This is a genomic window from Spirosoma fluminis, assembly GCF_054778895.1.
Window position 1 is genome coordinate 22,735 of record NZ_BAAGZD010000030.1, and the last position, 17,665, is coordinate 40,399.

Sequence of the window (17,665 nt, forward strand, 5' to 3'; positions counted from 1 at the left end):
TTAGTTGATATATCAACAGTGTTATACATTTGCACCATGATTGGAGATAAAGGATCGAAAATACAGCAAAAGTTTTCGGAGCGAATGGGCCGATTGTCCATCTTTATGATCAGCCACGTAGGCCATCTGATGGGTCGTCAGTCCAATCGCGAATTATCGAAAGCCGGCTTTTCGCTGCAGATTGAGCAATTCCCGATACTCTTTGTCATCTATTTTTCGGGTGACGATGTGTTGTCGCAACAGGAGATCGCCAATATGCTCCAAAAAGATAAATCGGGTATTCAGCGCTCTATACGAACCATGGAGCGCGACGGGTACCTGAAAATTGTCGCCGATAGTGTAGATCGCCGAAAGAATCTGATTCAGTTGACACCAGCCGGAAAACTGGTCATTGAGAAAGCCATTGAAACTGCCGAAACCATTGATAAACAAGTAACCAGCCACCTGACCGCCGAGGAACTAACGTCATTTCTGAAGACGTTACGTAAAATCGCGGACCTCATTGACAAGTAATCTATTTTTTTAATCAACTAGTTGATACGTCTACAGTTGATACATCAACTTTTGCATTTATGAAACGTAAAATTGCACTAGGCTTATTTTTTGCACTTACCTTACCACTAGCAAGCTGGGCTCAGGCCCCGTCTGCGTTTCGGTTGAAGGACTGCATTGACTATGGCCTCAAGAATTTTGGCTCGATCCGGATTGCGCAGAACCAGGTCGAAACGGCGAATCAGCAGGCGCGCCAGGCGTTAGGCTTGTACCTGCCGCAGGTATCGGCTACGGGTACGTCAACGGACAACGTCAAGCTTCAGCAGAGCGTCATTCCGGCCGGGGTGTTTGGTCCGGAGCCACGGGTGTTTATCATTGGTCAGAAGTATCAGACCAACCTGACCGCCCAGGCATCTCAGACGCTGTTCGACAAGTCTCTTCTGCTGGGCATCAAAGCGAATAAGCCTAACCAGCAATTAGCTGCGCTTAATACGCGTCAGACGCAGGAAGACGTAATTTACAATATCGCCAGCAACTACTATCAGGTGTTTGTGGCGCAGCAGCAGATCGGGTTACTCCGCGACAACCTCGAACGAACGCAGCAGGTCTTGAACATTCTGAAGCTCCAGCGCGACAACGGCGTTATTCAGCCGGTCGATTATACGCGGACGGAGGTGAGCTACAACAGTACGCAGTCGCAGCTGGCCCTGGCCGAAAACGATCTGAACCTGGCCATGAACCGCCTGAAGTACCAGATGGGCATGACGCAGGATCAGAATCTGGTATTGTCGGATTCAACCCTGCTGACGAAGCTGCCGACGGTGGAGCAAGGCAATTTCGACCCGAAAAATCTGGTTTCGTTTCAACAGGCCGAAACCAACATCGTTCTGCAAGACTTGCAGCTGCAACGTATCAAGGCGGGCTACCTGCCCACACTTAGCCTGACCGCAAATTACGGTACGGTGAACCTGGGGGCGCAAACCATCGACAGGCTATTCAGCAACTTCGTCGGCTTCGGCAGCTTCGGTCTCCGTCTGAGCATTCCTATTTTCGACGGGTTTCAGCGCGACGCCCAGGCCAAGCAACAGCGACTCACGCTGCTGACCCAACAGGAGCAGCAGAAGCTGAATGTGTCGGCCTACCGGCTTCAGTTCAACAGTGCTCAGTCGCAGATCCAGCGGGCGCAGACCAGTCTGCAAAACGACGAACGTAACGTCAGGCTGGCGCAGGAAGTGTATAACATCACCACCTTACAATACAAGCAGGGAACGAAGCTGCTCACGGACCTGATCAACGCGGATAACTCCTATCGCGAAGCCCGAACAAATTACATCAACTCCCTGATTAATCTGTACCAGGCCCGCCTTGATCTTGAACAATCGCAGGGGCAACTTCTTACGTTCTACAACAAACTTTGATCAATACAACCGCATACTAGATCATGAAAAAGACAACGCTAATCGTCGTCGCAGCCATACTAGCCATCACGTCTCTGATTGGCTTCCGATTGTCGTCTAACAAGAAAAAAATTGATGAGCAGAAGAAACCGGTCGTTAAAGCAAACGTGGCTATACCGGTAACCGTTGCTCAGGTTTCGGAGGGCACGGTGAGCCGGCAGCTCGTTAAAACCGGCAACCTGATTCCCTATAAAGAAGCAGACATTATTGCCACCACGGCTGGTAAGGTAGCGTCGGTAAACTTCAACCTGGGTTCGACCGTACGGCCGGGTGCTACGTTGGTGAAGCTGGACAACCGACTGAAGGAACTGTCGCTGGAATCGACTCAGCTGACGATCGACAAGCTCAGAAAAGACGTAACGCGGTACAACACCCTGCTGGCGGGTAACGCAACGACGGAGCTTCAGGTAAACGAAACGAAGTACAACTACGAGAGCGCTCTGAATCAGGCCGATCAGATCAGAAAGCAGATCGCCGACGCTAACGTAAAAGCGCCCATTGGCGGCCGGATCGTGCAGAAAGATATCGAGCCCGGCGAATACATTACGGTGGGTAAGGTACTGGGCCGCGTGCTGGATGTTGCCCGCCTGAAAGTGCAGGTACCGGTCAACGAAAGCGACGTGTATCAGCTGCGCGAAGGCCAGTCGGTGAAAGTAAGCGCCGACGTGTTTCCGGGCCGGACGTACAATGGACGCATCACCTACATCGCCCCGCAAGGCAGCGAAGAGCATAATTATCCGGTTGAGATCACGGTCGACAACGCCAATGGTCTGAAAGCCGGTACGTTCGTTAACGTCGATTTCTCGCAGAAGTCGAACCAGAAAGCCTTGCAGATTCCGCGGGCTGCGCTGGTCGAAAGCATCAAGAATCCGTACGTATATGTCATCAACGGCAACGCAGCCACTCGGCGCACGATTAAAGTAGGCCGGGATTTTGGCGATTCGATTGAAGTGCTTGAAGGGCTGTCGGCGGGTGACCAGGTCGTAACAACCGGTCAGTTGAACCTGAGCGATGGCAAGCCGGTGCAAATCACAAAATAAACAGCGAACGAGTGAATGCATAACGGCGCGGGCAACGTACTAAGTCGCTCATTATTGACGCCCTTTCACTCATTCGCTCTTTCACTCATTAATTACAACTATGTCAGTATCTGAAATAGCGGTTAAACGGCCCCTGCTGGTCACCACGATCTTCACCGTTCTGATTTTGTTCGGCGCGTTGAGTTATCAGCAATTGTCCTACAACCTGTTGCCTAAGTTCGAAGCCAACGTGATCAGCGTCATGACCACGTACCGGGGCGCTTCGGCCGACGAGGTAGAAACCAACGTAACGAAACGGATTGAGGACGCGATTTCGGCGCTGGAAGGCCTCGACCGCATGACCTCAACCTCGCAGGAAGGCGTATCGAGTGTAATCATTCAGTTGAAGAATGGGGTGAACACAACTCTGGCTCAGCAGGATGCCCAACGTAAGATCGAGCAGATTATCAACCTCCTGCCCGACGGTGCGGATCGGCCCATTCTGAATAAATTTTCGACCGACGAAATTCCCGTATTACGGATGGGGGTTACGGCCAATCTGTCGCCGACGGCCCTTTATGACCTGATCGACAACAACATCAAACCCCAGCTGTCGAACGTATCCGGAGTTGGCCAGGTTAACATCATCGGTGGGAATGAGCGGGAAATCCAGGTAAACGTAAATCCCGAAAAGCTGCGGGGCTATGGCGTTACAATCGGCCAGGTGTCGCAGGCCATCAACTCGGCAAACGCCAGCTACCCGGCTGGTCAGCTGGAAACGCGCGAGGCTCAGTACTCGATCCGGTTCGATGCGTCGGTACAAACGGTAAAGCGCCTGCGGGATCTGATTATTGCCCAGCGGACCGATGGCAGCCAGGTACTGCTCAAAGACGTAGCCGAAGTGGTTGACGCCAGCACCAAGCCGACGGCCATCAACCACATCAACGCCCAGCCGTCGATTGGTTTGCAGATTCAGAAGCAGTCGGACGCGAATGCGGTATCGGTTAGCCAGCTCGCGCAGACCAAGATTACCCAGCTGGAAAAGCAGTTCAGCAATGTAGGTCTGAAATTCAACATTGCCTCCGACCAGTCCGTCTATACGCTGGCTTCGGCCCACGCGGTGGTTGAAGATATGGGACTCGCCGTGGTGATCGTGTCGCTGGTGATGTTGTTGTTCCTGCACAGTTTCCGGTCGGCTCTGTTTGTACTGGTGGCCCTGCCTTCGTCGATGATTCCGACGTTTGCCTTGATGTACCTGATGGGCTTTTCGCTGAACCTGATGACCCTGATGGCTCTTTCGCTGGTGGTTGGTATCCTGGTCGATGACTCGATTGTGGTCCTCGAAAACATCAACCGACACCTGGAGATGGGCAAAGACAAGCGGTCAGCCGCCCTGGACGGTCGGAGCGAAATCGGCTTTACGGCGCTGGCGATTACGCTGGTCGACGTAGTGGTATTCGTACCGCTGGCCATGACCGGCGGGCTGATTGGTAACATTCTGCGGGAGTTCGCCTTGGTGGTTGTGTTCTCAACCCTGATGAGCTTACTCGTGTCGTTTACCTTGACTCCGTTGCTGGCGTCGCGTTTCGGAAAGGTGGAAGTCCTGAATCCCAAATCGCTGTGGGGTAGCCTGAACCTGGGCTTCGAGCGCTTCCTCGACCGTCTGACCGCTTATTACGGCCGTATTCTGGCCTGGGTATTGGGGCACAAACGGTGGATATTCCTGGCGGTCATCGCCTTGATGGTGGGCAGCATCGCTCTCGTACCATCCGGTTTCATTGGGGCAGCGTTTATGCCGCAAAGTGATCAGGGTGAAATGAGCGTGCAGATTGAGCTGGCTCCCACGGCTTCGATCTACCAGACCAACACCGTAGCGCAACGGGCCGAGCAGATCATCATGAAGCACCCCGAAGTGACCAACGTATTCACGAATGTGGGCTACAGCAGCAACGGGCTGGCAACGGCGTCCAACAGTAACCTCGCTGACGTGAACGTGAAGCTGGTTGACAAAAAACAGCGCACCCTTTCGACGGAAGCCTTTGGTCAGATGCTTAAAGAAGAAGTCGGTCGGATTCCAGGCGTAAAAGTAACGGTCAGTCCGGTTGGTATCGTGGGCGCATCGCAGGCACCGATCATGATCGCGGTAAAAGGTACGAACCTGGCCGACATCCGGAAAGCCGCTGAGCAGGTGAAACAAGTAACGACTTCCGTGCCGGGCACGCAGGACGTGAAATATTCGGTGAAAGATCCGAAGCCCGAAGTGACGGTTAACCTCGACCGGGAAAAGATGGCCCAGTTGGGCATCAACGCGGCCGAAGTTGGTATGGCCTTACAGAACGCCTTCCGCGGCAATGACCAGTCGAAGTTCAAGCAGGGCGGTAACGAGTACGACATTCTGGTGAGTCTGGATCAGTTCGACCGGATGCAGCCGACGGATATCAGCCGCCTTACGTTCATGAACAACAAAGGGCAAATGTTTGAGCTGTCGCAGTTTGCCAAGGTACAGGAGCAGATCGGCGAAAGCGTGCTGGAACGGATCGACCGGCTGTCGTCCATCACGATTAATTCGCAGGTGGTTGGTCGCCCGGTGGGTACGGTAGGGGCTGACATTCAGGCGAAGATGGCGCAGGTAAAACTGCCCGAAGGCGTTTCGATTCAGTACCTGGGCCAGTTGCAGCAGCAATCCGATGCGTTCGGTAGCCTGGGACTCGCGTTACTGATCGCCATTCTGCTGGTGTACTTCATCATGGTGGCCCTGTACGAAAGCATTGTGTATCCGTTTGTGGTCTTGTTCTCGATTCCGGTCGCGTTGATTGGTGCTTTGCTGGCCCTGGCGCTGACGATGGAAAGCCTGACGGTATTCTCGATCGTAGGAATGATCATGCTGCTGGGTCTGGTAGCCAAGAACGCGATTCTGATCGTTGACTTTGCCAACCAGTTGAAAGCCGAAGGGCACGACGTCATCGACGCCTTGATCGAGGCCGGCAAGGAACGGCTCCGCCCAATTCTGATGACGACGCTGGCTATGATTTTGGGGATGCTGCCGATCGCTTTGGCCAGCGGTGCCGGTGCTGAAACCAAAAACGGCATGGCCTGGGTAATTATCGGTGGTCTGACTTCGTCGATGGTCCTGACACTGTTGGTGGTACCGTCGATGTATCTGGTCGTTGACCGGCTCATCACCCGCTTCACCCGCAAGAAGGTAAGGCCGAAGAAACCACAGGAACTCGAAGTCGCGAAAGCAATCGGTTAGAGTCTCGTCTATTTTTCCTCATCTTTTTGTCATCCTGACCAAAGGAGGGATCTTCTGTAGCTAGTATGACTATTGCTATTAGAGAAGATCCCTCCTTTGGTCGGGATGACAAAAAATAGATATAGCTCTCGTAATGTCGACCTATTCGTTTTACATATACATCACAACAAATTCCGAGAAGAGTGTACTGTATATTGGTATGACGAACGAATTAATACGTCGTTTAGACGAGCACTATCAGTCCAGAGGCCAAGCTGATAAGTTTGCTGGACGGTATTACTGTTGTAACTTAATTTATTGGGAGCATCACCGCTATGTTCAGAATGCCATCGATCGCGAAAAAGAACTAAAAAAATGGAGTCGGGTAAAGAAAGAAGCCTTGATTGCCTCATTCAATCCTGAATGGCGATTCTTGAATGAAGAAATCAAATCCTGAAATTAGTGAATTAGCGTTTCATACAAGGCTAGTCCGTTTTGCGTCAGAAGCCCTCGAACAAATTGGTGTTTGAGGGCTTCTTTATAGGGCGCTGCCGGTACGTCCCATTGGCTTTGTTCAGCCCATAGCCAGGCCAGGACGGGTTTGTCCAAATCGGCCCGGTAAAGCCCCTGCTCAATACCTTCCTGAAGATTTGCCTTAAGGATTGTATCGATGTACTGGGTCCGGAATTCCTGAAAGAAATTCCATACTGTTGGATAATGCCGTTCGATGTCCCGCAGAAGATTAGGGTTCACGGTTTGGCTGTACCGAATCAGCCGGTCCCATATCTGCAGAGCACCCACAACGGCATTGGCCGCCTGGCTGTGAATAACCGTAGCTTCAGACAGGTTTTCGTTCAGCTGATCCTCCAGCATGAGCCGGACCAGTTCTTCCTTATCGGCAAAATGCTGATACAGCGTCTTTTTGGAAATGCCCAGTTGATGCGCAATATCATCGAGCCTGACGGTTTTCACGCCAAATTGACTAAACAACTGTCGGGCTTCCGCTATGATCCGTTCTTTTATCAACTGTGGCCGCACAGGGTTTCGCCTGTAATAAAGATTGAGTACTTGATATAGTCTATGCTGTTTAATGCAAAACGGGCACAACGCAATAAATCACGCGGTGCCCGTTTTGTTTCAGGTTTATCTCACGTCTGCTTTCCCACAACAAGAATAGGGAAGGCTTGTACACTTATTTCTGCTGGTACTTCTCTTTGTACGTGTTGTAGAGCCGCTTGTGCCGGTCGTCCAGATTTACGCTTCGGCCCTGAATAAACACCCGCTCTACAACGTTGGTCCGCATATCCAGCGCATCACCGGCCGATACGAACAGTGTCGCCTGCTTGCCCCGTTCAAGCGTTCCCACGACGTTATCGACGCCCAGAATTTTAGCGGTGTTCGACGTAACCATTTTCAGGGCTTCCTCCCGGTCTGTTACGCCAAAGCCAACAGCAGTACCCGCCAGAAACGGCAGGTTACGCGTCCGCCACCACTCATCGGCATAACTCAGGCTCACCAGTACACCCGCCTTCTGTAGAATCCCCGGCAGCCGATACGGTAAGTCAACGTCTTCATCTTCGCGGTTCGGCAGCCGGTGCAGGGCGCTCAGGATGACCGGTACGTTGTTATCTTTCAGGAACGTAACGACCCGATTGGCTTCTTCTCCACCAACGATAACGACTTTAGGCACACCCGCCGACCGGGCGAACGTAACGGCTTCGATAATGTCTTTGCCGTAATCAGCCCGGACGTACAGGTTTTGCTTACCCGAAAATAAGCCCCGCATAGCCTCAAGTTTGAGGTTCATAACCGCCGGACTGGGCAGGGCGGCATACGCTTTGGCATCAGCAAACGTGGCCTGCAGGGCGCTAATAACTTCGTTCCGTTTCTCGTTTTTCTTGACGACGGTTGTAAAATCGGTGATGTCGAACTCACGCGCGAAGTAGGTCGGCCAGTTCAGCCAGATGCCGTCGTCCTTTTTCAGCACGGCATCTTCCCAATTCCAGCCATCGGCCATCATGACGCTCGAACTGCCCGACACGGTCCCGCCCTGCGGCATAGCCTGCGTTAGTAATACGCCGTTGTTACGTATCGTCGGAATAATCTCGGAATCGGTATTATAGGCAATCAACGTCCGTACGTTTGGGTTCAGAATGCCGGTTTCCTGTTTGTCGACCGTTGCCCGGACGGATGCAAACTCCTGTAGACCAACCGTCGATGCGGGTGAAATCAGACCGGGATAGATGTGCTTTCCCGCTACGTTGATTACGTCCATCTGGTCCATCGCCAGCCGAACGATGGTCGCATCGGCAACGGTCGAGATGATGCCGTTTTCAAAGATGATGACGCCGTTCGGAATCACCTGGCCATTGCCAATATGGATGGTTCCGTTCAGCAGGGCAATCGGCCGCGTCTGCGGTTTGGCCGGCGCAGGATTCTGACCGAAGCTCGTAAGCGAGGCCAGGGTAAGTATTGATAGAAAGAGTTTCTTCATCTGAATTAGTAGTTAGCTCGCTGGCATCAATTGTCGTTTTCTGTTCTTGCATCAATTAATGACAGGAAAGAATGACCCGTTAATGGCTGGTTTCTTCACCTTCGGCGATAACACCCTCAATATCTTCGCAGTGGAACATACGCGCCCGTTTGAAACCGGCCCGCTGCGTGGCTGACCCACCGGCTTTAGCCGCCAGCATCTTCTGAATCAGTCGGGCACGTTCAGCCTGCATGGCATCGCGTTTGAGTTCTTCGTCTTTCAGGCTGAAATAAACGGCTCCCTCGATGATGGTGTACTCCGGCCGGGCGTAAATGGCGAGCGGATTCGCATTCCAGAGCACCAGGTCAGCATCTTTCCCGACCCGGATACTACCCAGCCGATTGTCTAAGTGCAGCAGCTTAGCCGGGTTTAGTGTCACCATCTTCCAGGCATCTTCTTCGGTCATGCCCCCGTACTCGACGGTTTTAGCCGCTTCCTGATTCAGTCGGCGGGCCATTTCGGCATCATCCGAGTTGATCGACACCGTTACCCCCTGCCGGTGCATCAGCGCTGCATTGTACGGAATCGCGTCTTTTACTTCCATTTTATACGCCCACCAATCGGCGAACGACGAGCCCCCTGCGCCGTGTTTGGCCATTTTGTCGGCCAGTTTATAGCCCTCCAGGATGTGGGTGAACGTATTGACTTTAAACCCCAGCGAGTCGGCCACTTTCAGGAGCATGTTGATCTCCGACTGTACGTACGAGTGGCACGTAATGAACCGCTTGTTGGCCAGAATTTCGGCCAGAGCGTCGAGTTCAATGTCCCGGCGGGGTGCCACAGCAGCCCCTTTTTCTTTCGTACTCAGTTTGTTGTAAGCAGACCAGGCTTTGGCGTATTCCCGAGCCCGCGTAAAGTGATCCATATACACCTGCTCTACCCCCATCCGCGATTGCGGAAAGCGCGTCAATACGTTCGGATTCGGGTAATTGGCCTGCTTCACGTTCTCTCCCAGGGCGAACTTAATAAAGCCATCCGCACCTTTGATCAGCATTGCATCGGGTGCCTCACCCCACTTTAATTTTACGATCGCTGACTGGCCACCAATGGCATTTGCCGAGCCGTGGAGCAGTTGTGAGGCCGTAACCCCACCCGCCAGCTGCCGGTAGATATTTACATCTTCCGAGTTGATAACGTCCGACATGCGCACCTCGGCCGAACTCGACTGCCCGCCTTCGTTGATCGATAACAGGGCGATATGCGAGTGCTCATCGATGATGCCGTTGGTCAGGTGTTTACCCGTCCCGTCGATGACACTGGCACTGGCGGGAGCGGTCAGGCCCTTACCGACCTGCGCGATTTTACCGTTCTGCACCAGTACGTCAACGCCCGGCATGATTCCGTCTTTTTCGTTCGTCCAGACGGTTGCGTTGCGGATCAGCATAGTCTGCGCCTGTGGTTTTTTAGCGTTACCCATCCCAACGAACGGATACAGGAGCGTCGATTGAGCTATCAGCGACGTAGCTGTGGTCGATCGGCCAGCGGTTGCGGTGCCCGATGTAGCCGTAGTTGACTGCGGTATATCCCCTGTGCGGGTAGCCGACCACGTAACGACTTTGCCATCCGGCGTTTCGCCATCGCCGACAATACGGGTCGGGGACGTCTGGTAGCCCGTCAAACGTGTGGTTCCGGCCGGATCGCCAGCCCTCGTTTTTTTGTCGAGCTGTACCTGAATAGAGATCAGCTCACCGCTGACGGTAACCTTCGGAGTAACGTTGGTGGTATCGATCAGGATCTGGTAATCGAGCTTCTCCGGTGTTTTTCCTGTAATGTTCAGTTTCAGGTTGTTCGGGTTACGGCCATCCGGCCCGACAACTGCGAGCGTCCAGCTTCCCCGCAAGTCGGTTGCGTCTTTTCGGTTCACGATATACTGCTTCCCGCGAATCCAGTTCTCGTAGATTACGTTGTCGGCGCTGAACACATTCCCCGAGGTGATAATGAAATTAGCAATCCGGCCCTTCTGCAACGTACCAACCTGATCCTCGGCGTTGATCAACCGGGCGGGTACCGTTGTCAGGGCCTCCAGCGCTTTTTGTTCCGACAAACCACTCTCAATGGCTTTGCGCAGGTTGGCCCAGAAGTCGGCTTTCGATTTCAGCCCCGCCGACGTTAAGGCGAAGGAGACATTCGCGTTTGCAAGCCGACCTGCATTGGTCGGGGCCAGTTCCCAGTGCTTCATCTCAGCCAGCGATACGTTGTCCGCATCCCAGGCATCTTCCACATCGTAGGCCTGCGGAAAATTGAGCGGCACAATCAGCGACGCGCCCGTTGCTTTAATTTCATCCAGCCGCTGGTATTCGTCTCCCCCACCCCGAATGACGTATTGAATGCCGAACTCATCGCCGATCTTGTCGGCCCGCAGTACGCCGAGCTTATCCGAAGCCTCAAAAACAACGGGCAACGACCGAATGCGGCTGAACGCATCCAGCGACATATTCGCCTGTTCTTTCGCACCCACCCGTTTATACCAGTCGGCATCGTACATCGCCTGCCGCAGCAGGGCAACCGAGCCCATCAGCGAGTTGGGGTACGTCTGTCCCGAACTTCCTTTGCTGAATGAATAGTGCGCCGTAGCGTTGGGTTTCAGCACCAGCGTATTTTCCCGATCATCGGCGAGGGTCACGAGTGCGCCCGTACCCCGAACGATACCATCGTGCGGATGCGCCAGTACCGCGCCGAAACCCAGCTTACGCAGCTCATCGGCTTTTTTGGTATCAGCCTTGAACAAAACACTGGCATCGGTTTCGGGCTGGATTGCCTGGTTCCAGTAGTACGCGCCTTTCTTGTTTGATTCGTACTGGGGAGGAGCCGTAAACGCCCGGCGCTCGGCTTTTACCTCCGGCATACCGTAATCCGAGTCGATGTCGATAAAGGCCGGATAGATACGCTTTCCTTTGAGGTCAGCGACCACAACTCCGGCTGGCAGGTTGACAGTAGTGCCAACAGCTTCCACCCGCCCATTCCGGATTAATAAGGTAGCGTTTTGTAGGGTAGTCTGCGGGTCAACGACGATGGTTGCATTCGTAAAGGCGTATAGCCCTGGTCGATCGTCATACACGCCATTTCGGGGAAATGTCGTCTGGGCCATTGCCCCGCACGTCAGACCAGCGGCACAGAGTGTCGTCAAGAGTTGTTTTGTCATGAAGTCGGTAGAGTAAGATTTGGCTGAAGCGGTAAAAATAGCCAAACCCTATTCCTTGCTCAGAAAAAACAAACTTTTATTTCGCCGGAGTTATAAATTGAGGTAATCTTAAATAGACTGGCTTATAGTTATGCAGGACTAATACGGATTAGTTCGCGGGTTAATTTAGCCTGTAATTACCCATTCATCAGCCCTGGTTTTTTACGATGATGCGTATAGGGAATGAGCAGTATTTGAGTAAAAGCAAAATTTGTAACTGCACATATACTCATATAATAATTAACTATTCGAATCTGATATTGCACTATTCCATTAGAAGATATTTTAATATACATTAAAATTAAATTAAAAATCATGCTTGTAACTTAGGGTGACTCCTCAAATTACAACATTTTCTGCAACTCCAATCAAATATTTATATTAACATTCCTAAGTTTCATATTAATTATTTTAGAAACAAACAGATACATAATTGCAACTATATGATACCGTTTGCTTTATTCCGTAAATAAATAAGCTCCATTCAGCGGCTGGGTTATTACTAATAGTTTTTTCAGTATGTTTGCTAAGTCAATAAAATATCCCACGCAGACCTAAACGGACTGTTATATGACCATTAACGCATCAACTTCCTTACTATCAGCTCATTTTGTATTTAACCAAGGGGCAATGAGTCCCCTACCCAAAATTTGGGGTTGCAGAGATCATTGAGTCTGTTCTTCTGTACATACGATGGCTCTTGTCATCTGGATTTCTCAGGAAAATATTTTTTTTGATAAAATTTAACCGGAATTAAGCAATCTGTACAAGCAGCCTGTAGACCTCTGCGTCGATTACAGGGTTCGAGGTTACCTCTCTGCTTCCTGAATCAGCTTGCTGTTCTACGATTACTCGCATACGCTCAGGTAACCTATGTATCCATGCTCTAGAGAGTGGTGAAAACTACGGCCCTTACGTCAAACCTATAATCATACTAGACTATGTTCAGCTTATTATACAAATCGTTTTCTAACCCTTTTCTCCATGTCTAAACAGCACTCCGTTCATTAATTAACCATTATTCATAGCACACAACCTTAGAAAAAACTTTACATGAAAGCCGTAAAACCAAACTTTAAGCTGCTTGCTTCGGGACTGATGCTGGGCGCTACCCTGTACAATTGCAAGACAAAGGATGTTGAGTCGCTCACGCCCTTTACGTATACCTTCAAAGGTCTCGACGACGTGAAGCTGCCGGAAGTGAAGGCTACGGCTCCGGCCGCCGTTTCCGTTACTGCGGCTTCCGTAACCTCGTCTACTGCAGCCGCAGCCGTTACGTCCGGACTGGCTAATCTGACCGCAACGGGTCAGGTGCCAGCCGCCGTTCAGCAGGCAGCCGCCGATGTCAGCAAAGCGGTATCTCCGGAAAAAGCGGCTCAACTTGCTGCCAGCTTTACGCCAGCCGTGCTGAACACACTGTCTACAACGGGCGCGCTGCCCGCTAATTTACAGGCTGAGGTGAAAGCGATTACCAGCAACCCGGCCCTGAAAGCGTATTTACCCACCTTCACGTTACCAACCGTTAATGGTAAGCCCATCGGCGGTCGTTTACCCGCTAAACCAGCCAATACAGTGGTACCGGTAACCCCCGTTGCCTACTCGACGACAGATGACGACGCCTGTAAAGCTGCGGCTAATGCTGCGGCTAATACGGCTACCCAAAATCTGGAGGCCACCCGAACAAGCCAGGCCGCTGCTATTAACAGCGCCTATACGCAGAATACTGCCGGAGTTGCCGCAGAAGCTGCGCCTTGCAAGGCGGGTCTTCCGGCGAAATACGATCCGATGCGAGCCAGTGCACAACAAACGTTGAATGACGCATTAGCAAACCTGGAAGCTGGTCGGTCGATACTCGGTGAAGACTCTTACTCTTTGCTGAAAGCTTTTCAACTCGCAGCTTATTCGGATGCCGCAGGCATGTATAACACGCTGCAAGCGGCCGAAACAGCGGCCTGCGATGCAACGGGCGCGGCTAAACTGGCAAACGCACAGGCGGCTCGTGACGCTGACTTAGGGTCAATCACCAGCAACTTTAATGCAGCCGTAGCCCGGCTGACAGCCGCCCGGAACAGCGCGGTAGCCAGCTGCCACAACCAGGGCGGTGGCCGCAAGGGCGCAGACCAGTAACAACAGTTTTGTCAGGACCATAACCTCATTCAGCCGATATAATGAATACCAGATCTCTTTTCCTATCATTCGCTACGCTGGCCACCGGCTTATTCGTCGCTCCCATCGTTGCGCAGGCTCAGGTAAACCTAAAGAGCATCAGCGTTGGTGCCAGCTACTGGCAGCCTTCACTCGACTACTGGAACAACCGGTCTATCCTAACCGATTACAATGCCGGTAAAGGGGCTAAACTAGGCGGCAGCGTTATGCCGACAGCAGCCATTGAAGTAGGACTTACCAAAGGCCTGTCGATTGGCGGCCGGGTTGGCTACTGGAAGCAATCAGCGTCCAGCGACCTAAGCATTGCCGGGATCAACCGCTCCGAAAAGCTGATGCTGTCGATCATTCCCGTATCGCTCGACCTGAAATATACGCTCGGCAATCAGCCTACTGAAGGGAAAGCGCCGTTCCTGACGCCCTACGTGGGTGTGAGTGTGGCCCGTTATTTTATCAATAACAAATTCGACCGGCAGGTAGTGAACAACACAGGTTCACTGAACGAAACGCAGGCGGGTAACAACTACGGGGTGCAGATTTTTGTCGGGGCCGAAAAGCAACTGGTCAAGAAACTGTACGCAGGTCTGGATGTGCGCTATCATGTTGGCAGCTACAATCAGGCGGTACGTACCGAAGCGGCCAGCACGACCGAAAAGGTTAGCCTCAATGGGGTTGAAGCCGGGCTGTCGCTACGTTACAAGTTCAATTAATCCTGCTGACGTTACGTCTCTGACGCTCGGCCCTGCTCATGAGCAGGGTTGAGCAACCTGCGACTTGTTTTAGCGAATTACTTCTTTTTAATCAGTCCTATAGACTATACCATACAGGACGACTTGACGTATATGCATCTACCGTTCAAAAAAGCCCGACCAAACAGGACCACAGAAAAAGTTTTTCTGGGCCTCCTGCTTGCCGTCTGTTTGGGTTCGCCCATACGGTCACGGGCGCAGATGAACATATCCGGCAAACCGGGGCTGATGTATATACCGTCGGCAGAGGTGCTGGAAGATGGTACGTTCTCGATTGGGTACAACTACAACCCGAAACACTACGCCTTCCGGTTCAATAAAAAGAATTCGGAAAGCATTGGGTACGTCAATCTGTCCCTTTTACCACGGTTAGAGGTCAATATCAATCTCCTGAATCCGAACGGTCCGATCCGCTTTCAGGATAAAGGTATTGGGGATCGGCAGATTGATCTGAAGTATGCTCTATTCACGGAGAAGGCAAAGCGACCGTCCATGGCCGTCATTCTGTCGGCTCCGTTTGGCATTGACAACTCACTCGTTACGTACGCGCTGGTAGCTACCAAGCATGTTGCGCTGAGCAAGGCCGTAACGGCGGGGATTACGGCGGGGATGGGAAGCCCCTATTCCATTTATCGGGCAGGGGTTAAGAATGAAGAAAATTCAGACATCTTCTCGGGCTATACGCTACGTGACAAACGGGATCGTCCTTATCACTACTTAAGTGGTCCGTTTGGTGGCGTGAACCTCAATTTTGCCAGAAAAGGCGGGGTGATGGTCGAGTGGGATTCGCAGCACCTGAACGTAGGGGCTTATGCCTTACTGTTCAAGCACTGGACCGTTCAGGCTGGCCTACTGAATGCGGATCAGATCACCTTTGGTACGTCCTATTCGGTCTCCTTGCTTCGGTCGCTTAAACCGGCTAACCGGCTCGGAATGTCGGCGCAGGAGCCTGAACCGATCGCGCAGAAGCGGGATGTCTTGCTGGACTTTGAGAATCTGTCGGTAGACAGTGCCCAACACAGCGTCTCCTTCGAACAGCGGCTGTACCGCAATCCGATGGTCGGGTTGCGGAAGTTGGCAGAATTGGTATCGGCGAAGGGCATCAACGAGTTTACACCACTCTACCAGGGTGTGCCCATAGCTCGTTACCGCCTGTCGTCTCAGCTCAGCACCAGCCTGCTGGCGAAAGCCGAACGGAGAGCGTGGGCGAAAGCGCATAGGTTTGACAGTCGGACCTACAAGTTTGATTTTCGGTTACAGCCCGAGTTCATGGCGCAGTTCGGCTTTCGGGAACAGACAGTGGAAAGCAAAACAAATCTCTTGCTGCAAAGCCAGTTGTTCCTGAATCGGGGGTTGGTGCTGAACTGGGGGGTATTGCTGCCGATCGTCAATAAACTGGATAACCAGGACTTGAACGTTCGCCCGGCTCCTACCTTCCTGAACCAGTTTCTGGCGCTGGGCGGGGCCAACTTTATGGGTCTATCGGCGGGTCTGTTTTATAATGATCAGTATGGGCTGAACGTCCAGTACCGCCATGCGGACCTGACCAAAAACTGGTCGTTCGGTGTAGAAACGGGTTTGACCGGCTTCTATTTCTTCCCGGCCAACGGTCTTTATTATGAGGCACCCGATCAGTTGCTGTTACTCGCCGACGCAGCGTACCGGATTCCCCGGCGGGATATTACGGTAAAGTTGTCGGGGGGTCAGTACATGTACCATGACCGCGGGGTACGGCTAGACCTTATCCGGCAGTTGGGGAACGTAGAGGTTGGCTTTTATGCCCTGAAAACCAGCAATGGCGGCACGGGTGGGTTCAACTTTGCCATTCCGATTGCGCCCGGCCGTATCGTCCAGACGCAACGGTTCCGGGTACGTAGTACGGAAGAGTTTCGCTGGGAATACAATTACAGCCGGGGGTATCGAATTGGCACCCGGTATCGGACGGGCAATCAGCTGGATGCGCTCCTTCGCCAGTACCATAACAGTTATTTACAGAATCAGTATCGTTAGTTTTTAGAGTTACCAGAATGACAATACGTATAATGCATAAACAGGTGGGGCTTTGGTTTATTGGCTTGTGTGCGTGCCTGTCGAGCTGCATTTCCAGCAAAGAGCTGGTTTTGTATCAGGGCAGTGGTTCCAGTGACAGCACGATGGCGATCGCTCCCCGTTACATTCCGACCATCAAAGCCGGCGATGTTCTCTCCGTGCAGGTAAGCAGCCTGAGCCCGGAAGCTACTATGTTTTTCAACCCCTACGCAACGATTTCGATGGCCGAACGGGGGGGATCGACACAAACTCCCACCCCAACAACGCCTATCCCATATACCCCCGGCTACCTGGTCAACGAGGAAGGTCAGATCGAGCTGCCACTAATTGGGAAACAAACCGTTCAGGGGCTGACGAACACCAAGGCTGCGGCTCAGATCCGGCAGAAGCTGCTTGATTATTTGAAAGAGCCAACTGTTAATGTCCGTAACCTGAATTTTCAGATTTCGGTCTCCGGTGAAGTAACCCGCCCGTCGCTGTTTTCGATTCCCAACGAGCAGATTACGTTACCGGCGGCCCTGGGGCTGGCTGGCGACATTACCATCTATGGGCGCCGGGACAACGTGCTGATCATTCGCGAAGAAAACGGCCAGCGAACCTTTAACCGCATTGACCTGACCAAACGGGATGTGTTTAAATCGCCCTATTACTACTTACGCCCCAACGACATTGTATACGTAGAGCCGGGCAAGGCCCGCGTGGCCAATGCCGACCGAACGTACCAGGTCTTACCTATTATGCTGAGTGCCCTATCCGTCATCGCCATTATTGTCACCCGCCTTTAATACCA

General features: G+C 52.3%; 12 protein-coding genes. 9 read left to right on the plus strand and 3 right to left on the minus strand.

The genetic code is table 11. The features are described from left to right. Positions 1–36 precede the first annotated feature (36 nt). From ACYVBJ_RS20660 to ACYVBJ_RS20680, 5 genes are all read left to right on the plus strand, one after another. Positions 37–513, plus strand: a complete 477-nt coding sequence (locus tag ACYVBJ_RS20660) for a MarR family winged helix-turn-helix transcriptional regulator (protein WP_460979705.1) — start codon at positions 37–39, stop codon at positions 511–513. A 59-nt stretch (positions 514–572) separates the two neighbouring features. Then, positions 573–1,910 carry a TolC family protein gene (locus ACYVBJ_RS20665; RefSeq protein ID WP_460984204.1) on the plus strand — a complete coding sequence of 446 codons (1,338 nt, stop codon included), beginning with the start codon at positions 573–575 and terminating at the stop codon, positions 1,908–1,910. A gap of 23 nt (positions 1,911–1,933) precedes the next feature. Beyond that, a complete protein-coding gene (locus ACYVBJ_RS20670; RefSeq protein ID WP_460984205.1) occupies positions 1,934–2,989 on the plus strand; it encodes an efflux RND transporter periplasmic adaptor subunit in 1,056 nt (351 codons plus the stop codon). Between the two features lie 100 nt (positions 2,990–3,089). Further along, on the plus strand, positions 3,090–6,221 hold the full coding sequence (locus tag ACYVBJ_RS20675; protein ID WP_460984206.1) for an efflux RND transporter permease subunit: 3,132 nt from the start codon (positions 3,090–3,092) through the stop codon (positions 6,219–6,221). Between the two features lie 133 nt (positions 6,222–6,354). After that, positions 6,355–6,657 (plus strand): GIY-YIG nuclease family protein, encoded by a 303-nt coding sequence (locus ACYVBJ_RS20680; RefSeq protein ID WP_460984207.1) that lies wholly within the window; start codon positions 6,355–6,357, stop codon positions 6,655–6,657. Between the two features lie 2 nt (positions 6,658–6,659). Here the strand turns inward: ACYVBJ_RS20680 and ACYVBJ_RS20685 are convergent, their stop codons facing one another. The 3 genes from ACYVBJ_RS20685 to ACYVBJ_RS20695 form a co-directional block, all read right to left on the minus strand. Next, complete coding sequence (locus tag ACYVBJ_RS20685; protein ID WP_460984208.1) at positions 6,660–7,238, minus strand: TetR/AcrR family transcriptional regulator; 579 nt, start codon at positions 7,236–7,238, stop codon at positions 6,660–6,662. A 154-nt stretch (positions 7,239–7,392) separates the two neighbouring features. Continuing rightward, positions 7,393–8,694: an amidohydrolase family protein gene (locus tag ACYVBJ_RS20690; protein WP_460984209.1), complete on the minus strand. Its 1,302-nt coding sequence runs from the start codon at positions 8,692–8,694 to the stop codon at positions 7,393–7,395. 79 nt (positions 8,695–8,773) lie between these two features. Further along, a complete protein-coding gene (locus tag ACYVBJ_RS20695) occupies positions 8,774–11,875 on the minus strand; it encodes an amidohydrolase family protein (RefSeq protein WP_460984210.1) in 3,102 nt (1,033 codons plus the stop codon). Between the two features lie 1,092 nt (positions 11,876–12,967). Between ACYVBJ_RS20695 and ACYVBJ_RS20700 the strand changes: the two genes are divergently transcribed. The 4 genes from ACYVBJ_RS20700 to ACYVBJ_RS20715 all read left to right on the plus strand — a co-directional run bounded on the left by ACYVBJ_RS20700 (position 12,968) and on the right by ACYVBJ_RS20715 (position 17,660). Next, the gene (locus ACYVBJ_RS20700) at positions 12,968–14,041 is read left to right on the plus strand and encodes a hypothetical protein (RefSeq protein WP_460984211.1); all 1,074 of its coding nucleotides are present in this window, start codon (positions 12,968–12,970) and stop codon (positions 14,039–14,041) included. 41 nt (positions 14,042–14,082) lie between these two features. Further along, positions 14,083–14,787, plus strand: coding sequence for a hypothetical protein (locus ACYVBJ_RS20705; protein WP_460984212.1), 705 nt, complete (start codon positions 14,083–14,085; stop codon positions 14,785–14,787). Positions 14,788–14,997: 210 nt separating this feature from the next. Next, positions 14,998–16,836, plus strand: a complete 1,839-nt coding sequence (locus ACYVBJ_RS20710) for a YjbH domain-containing protein (protein ID WP_460984213.1) — start codon at positions 14,998–15,000, stop codon at positions 16,834–16,836. A 17-nt stretch (positions 16,837–16,853) separates the two neighbouring features. Next, positions 16,854–17,660, plus strand: a complete 807-nt coding sequence (locus ACYVBJ_RS20715) for a polysaccharide biosynthesis/export family protein (protein ID WP_460984214.1) — start codon at positions 16,854–16,856, stop codon at positions 17,658–17,660. Positions 17,661–17,665 lie beyond the last annotated feature (5 nt).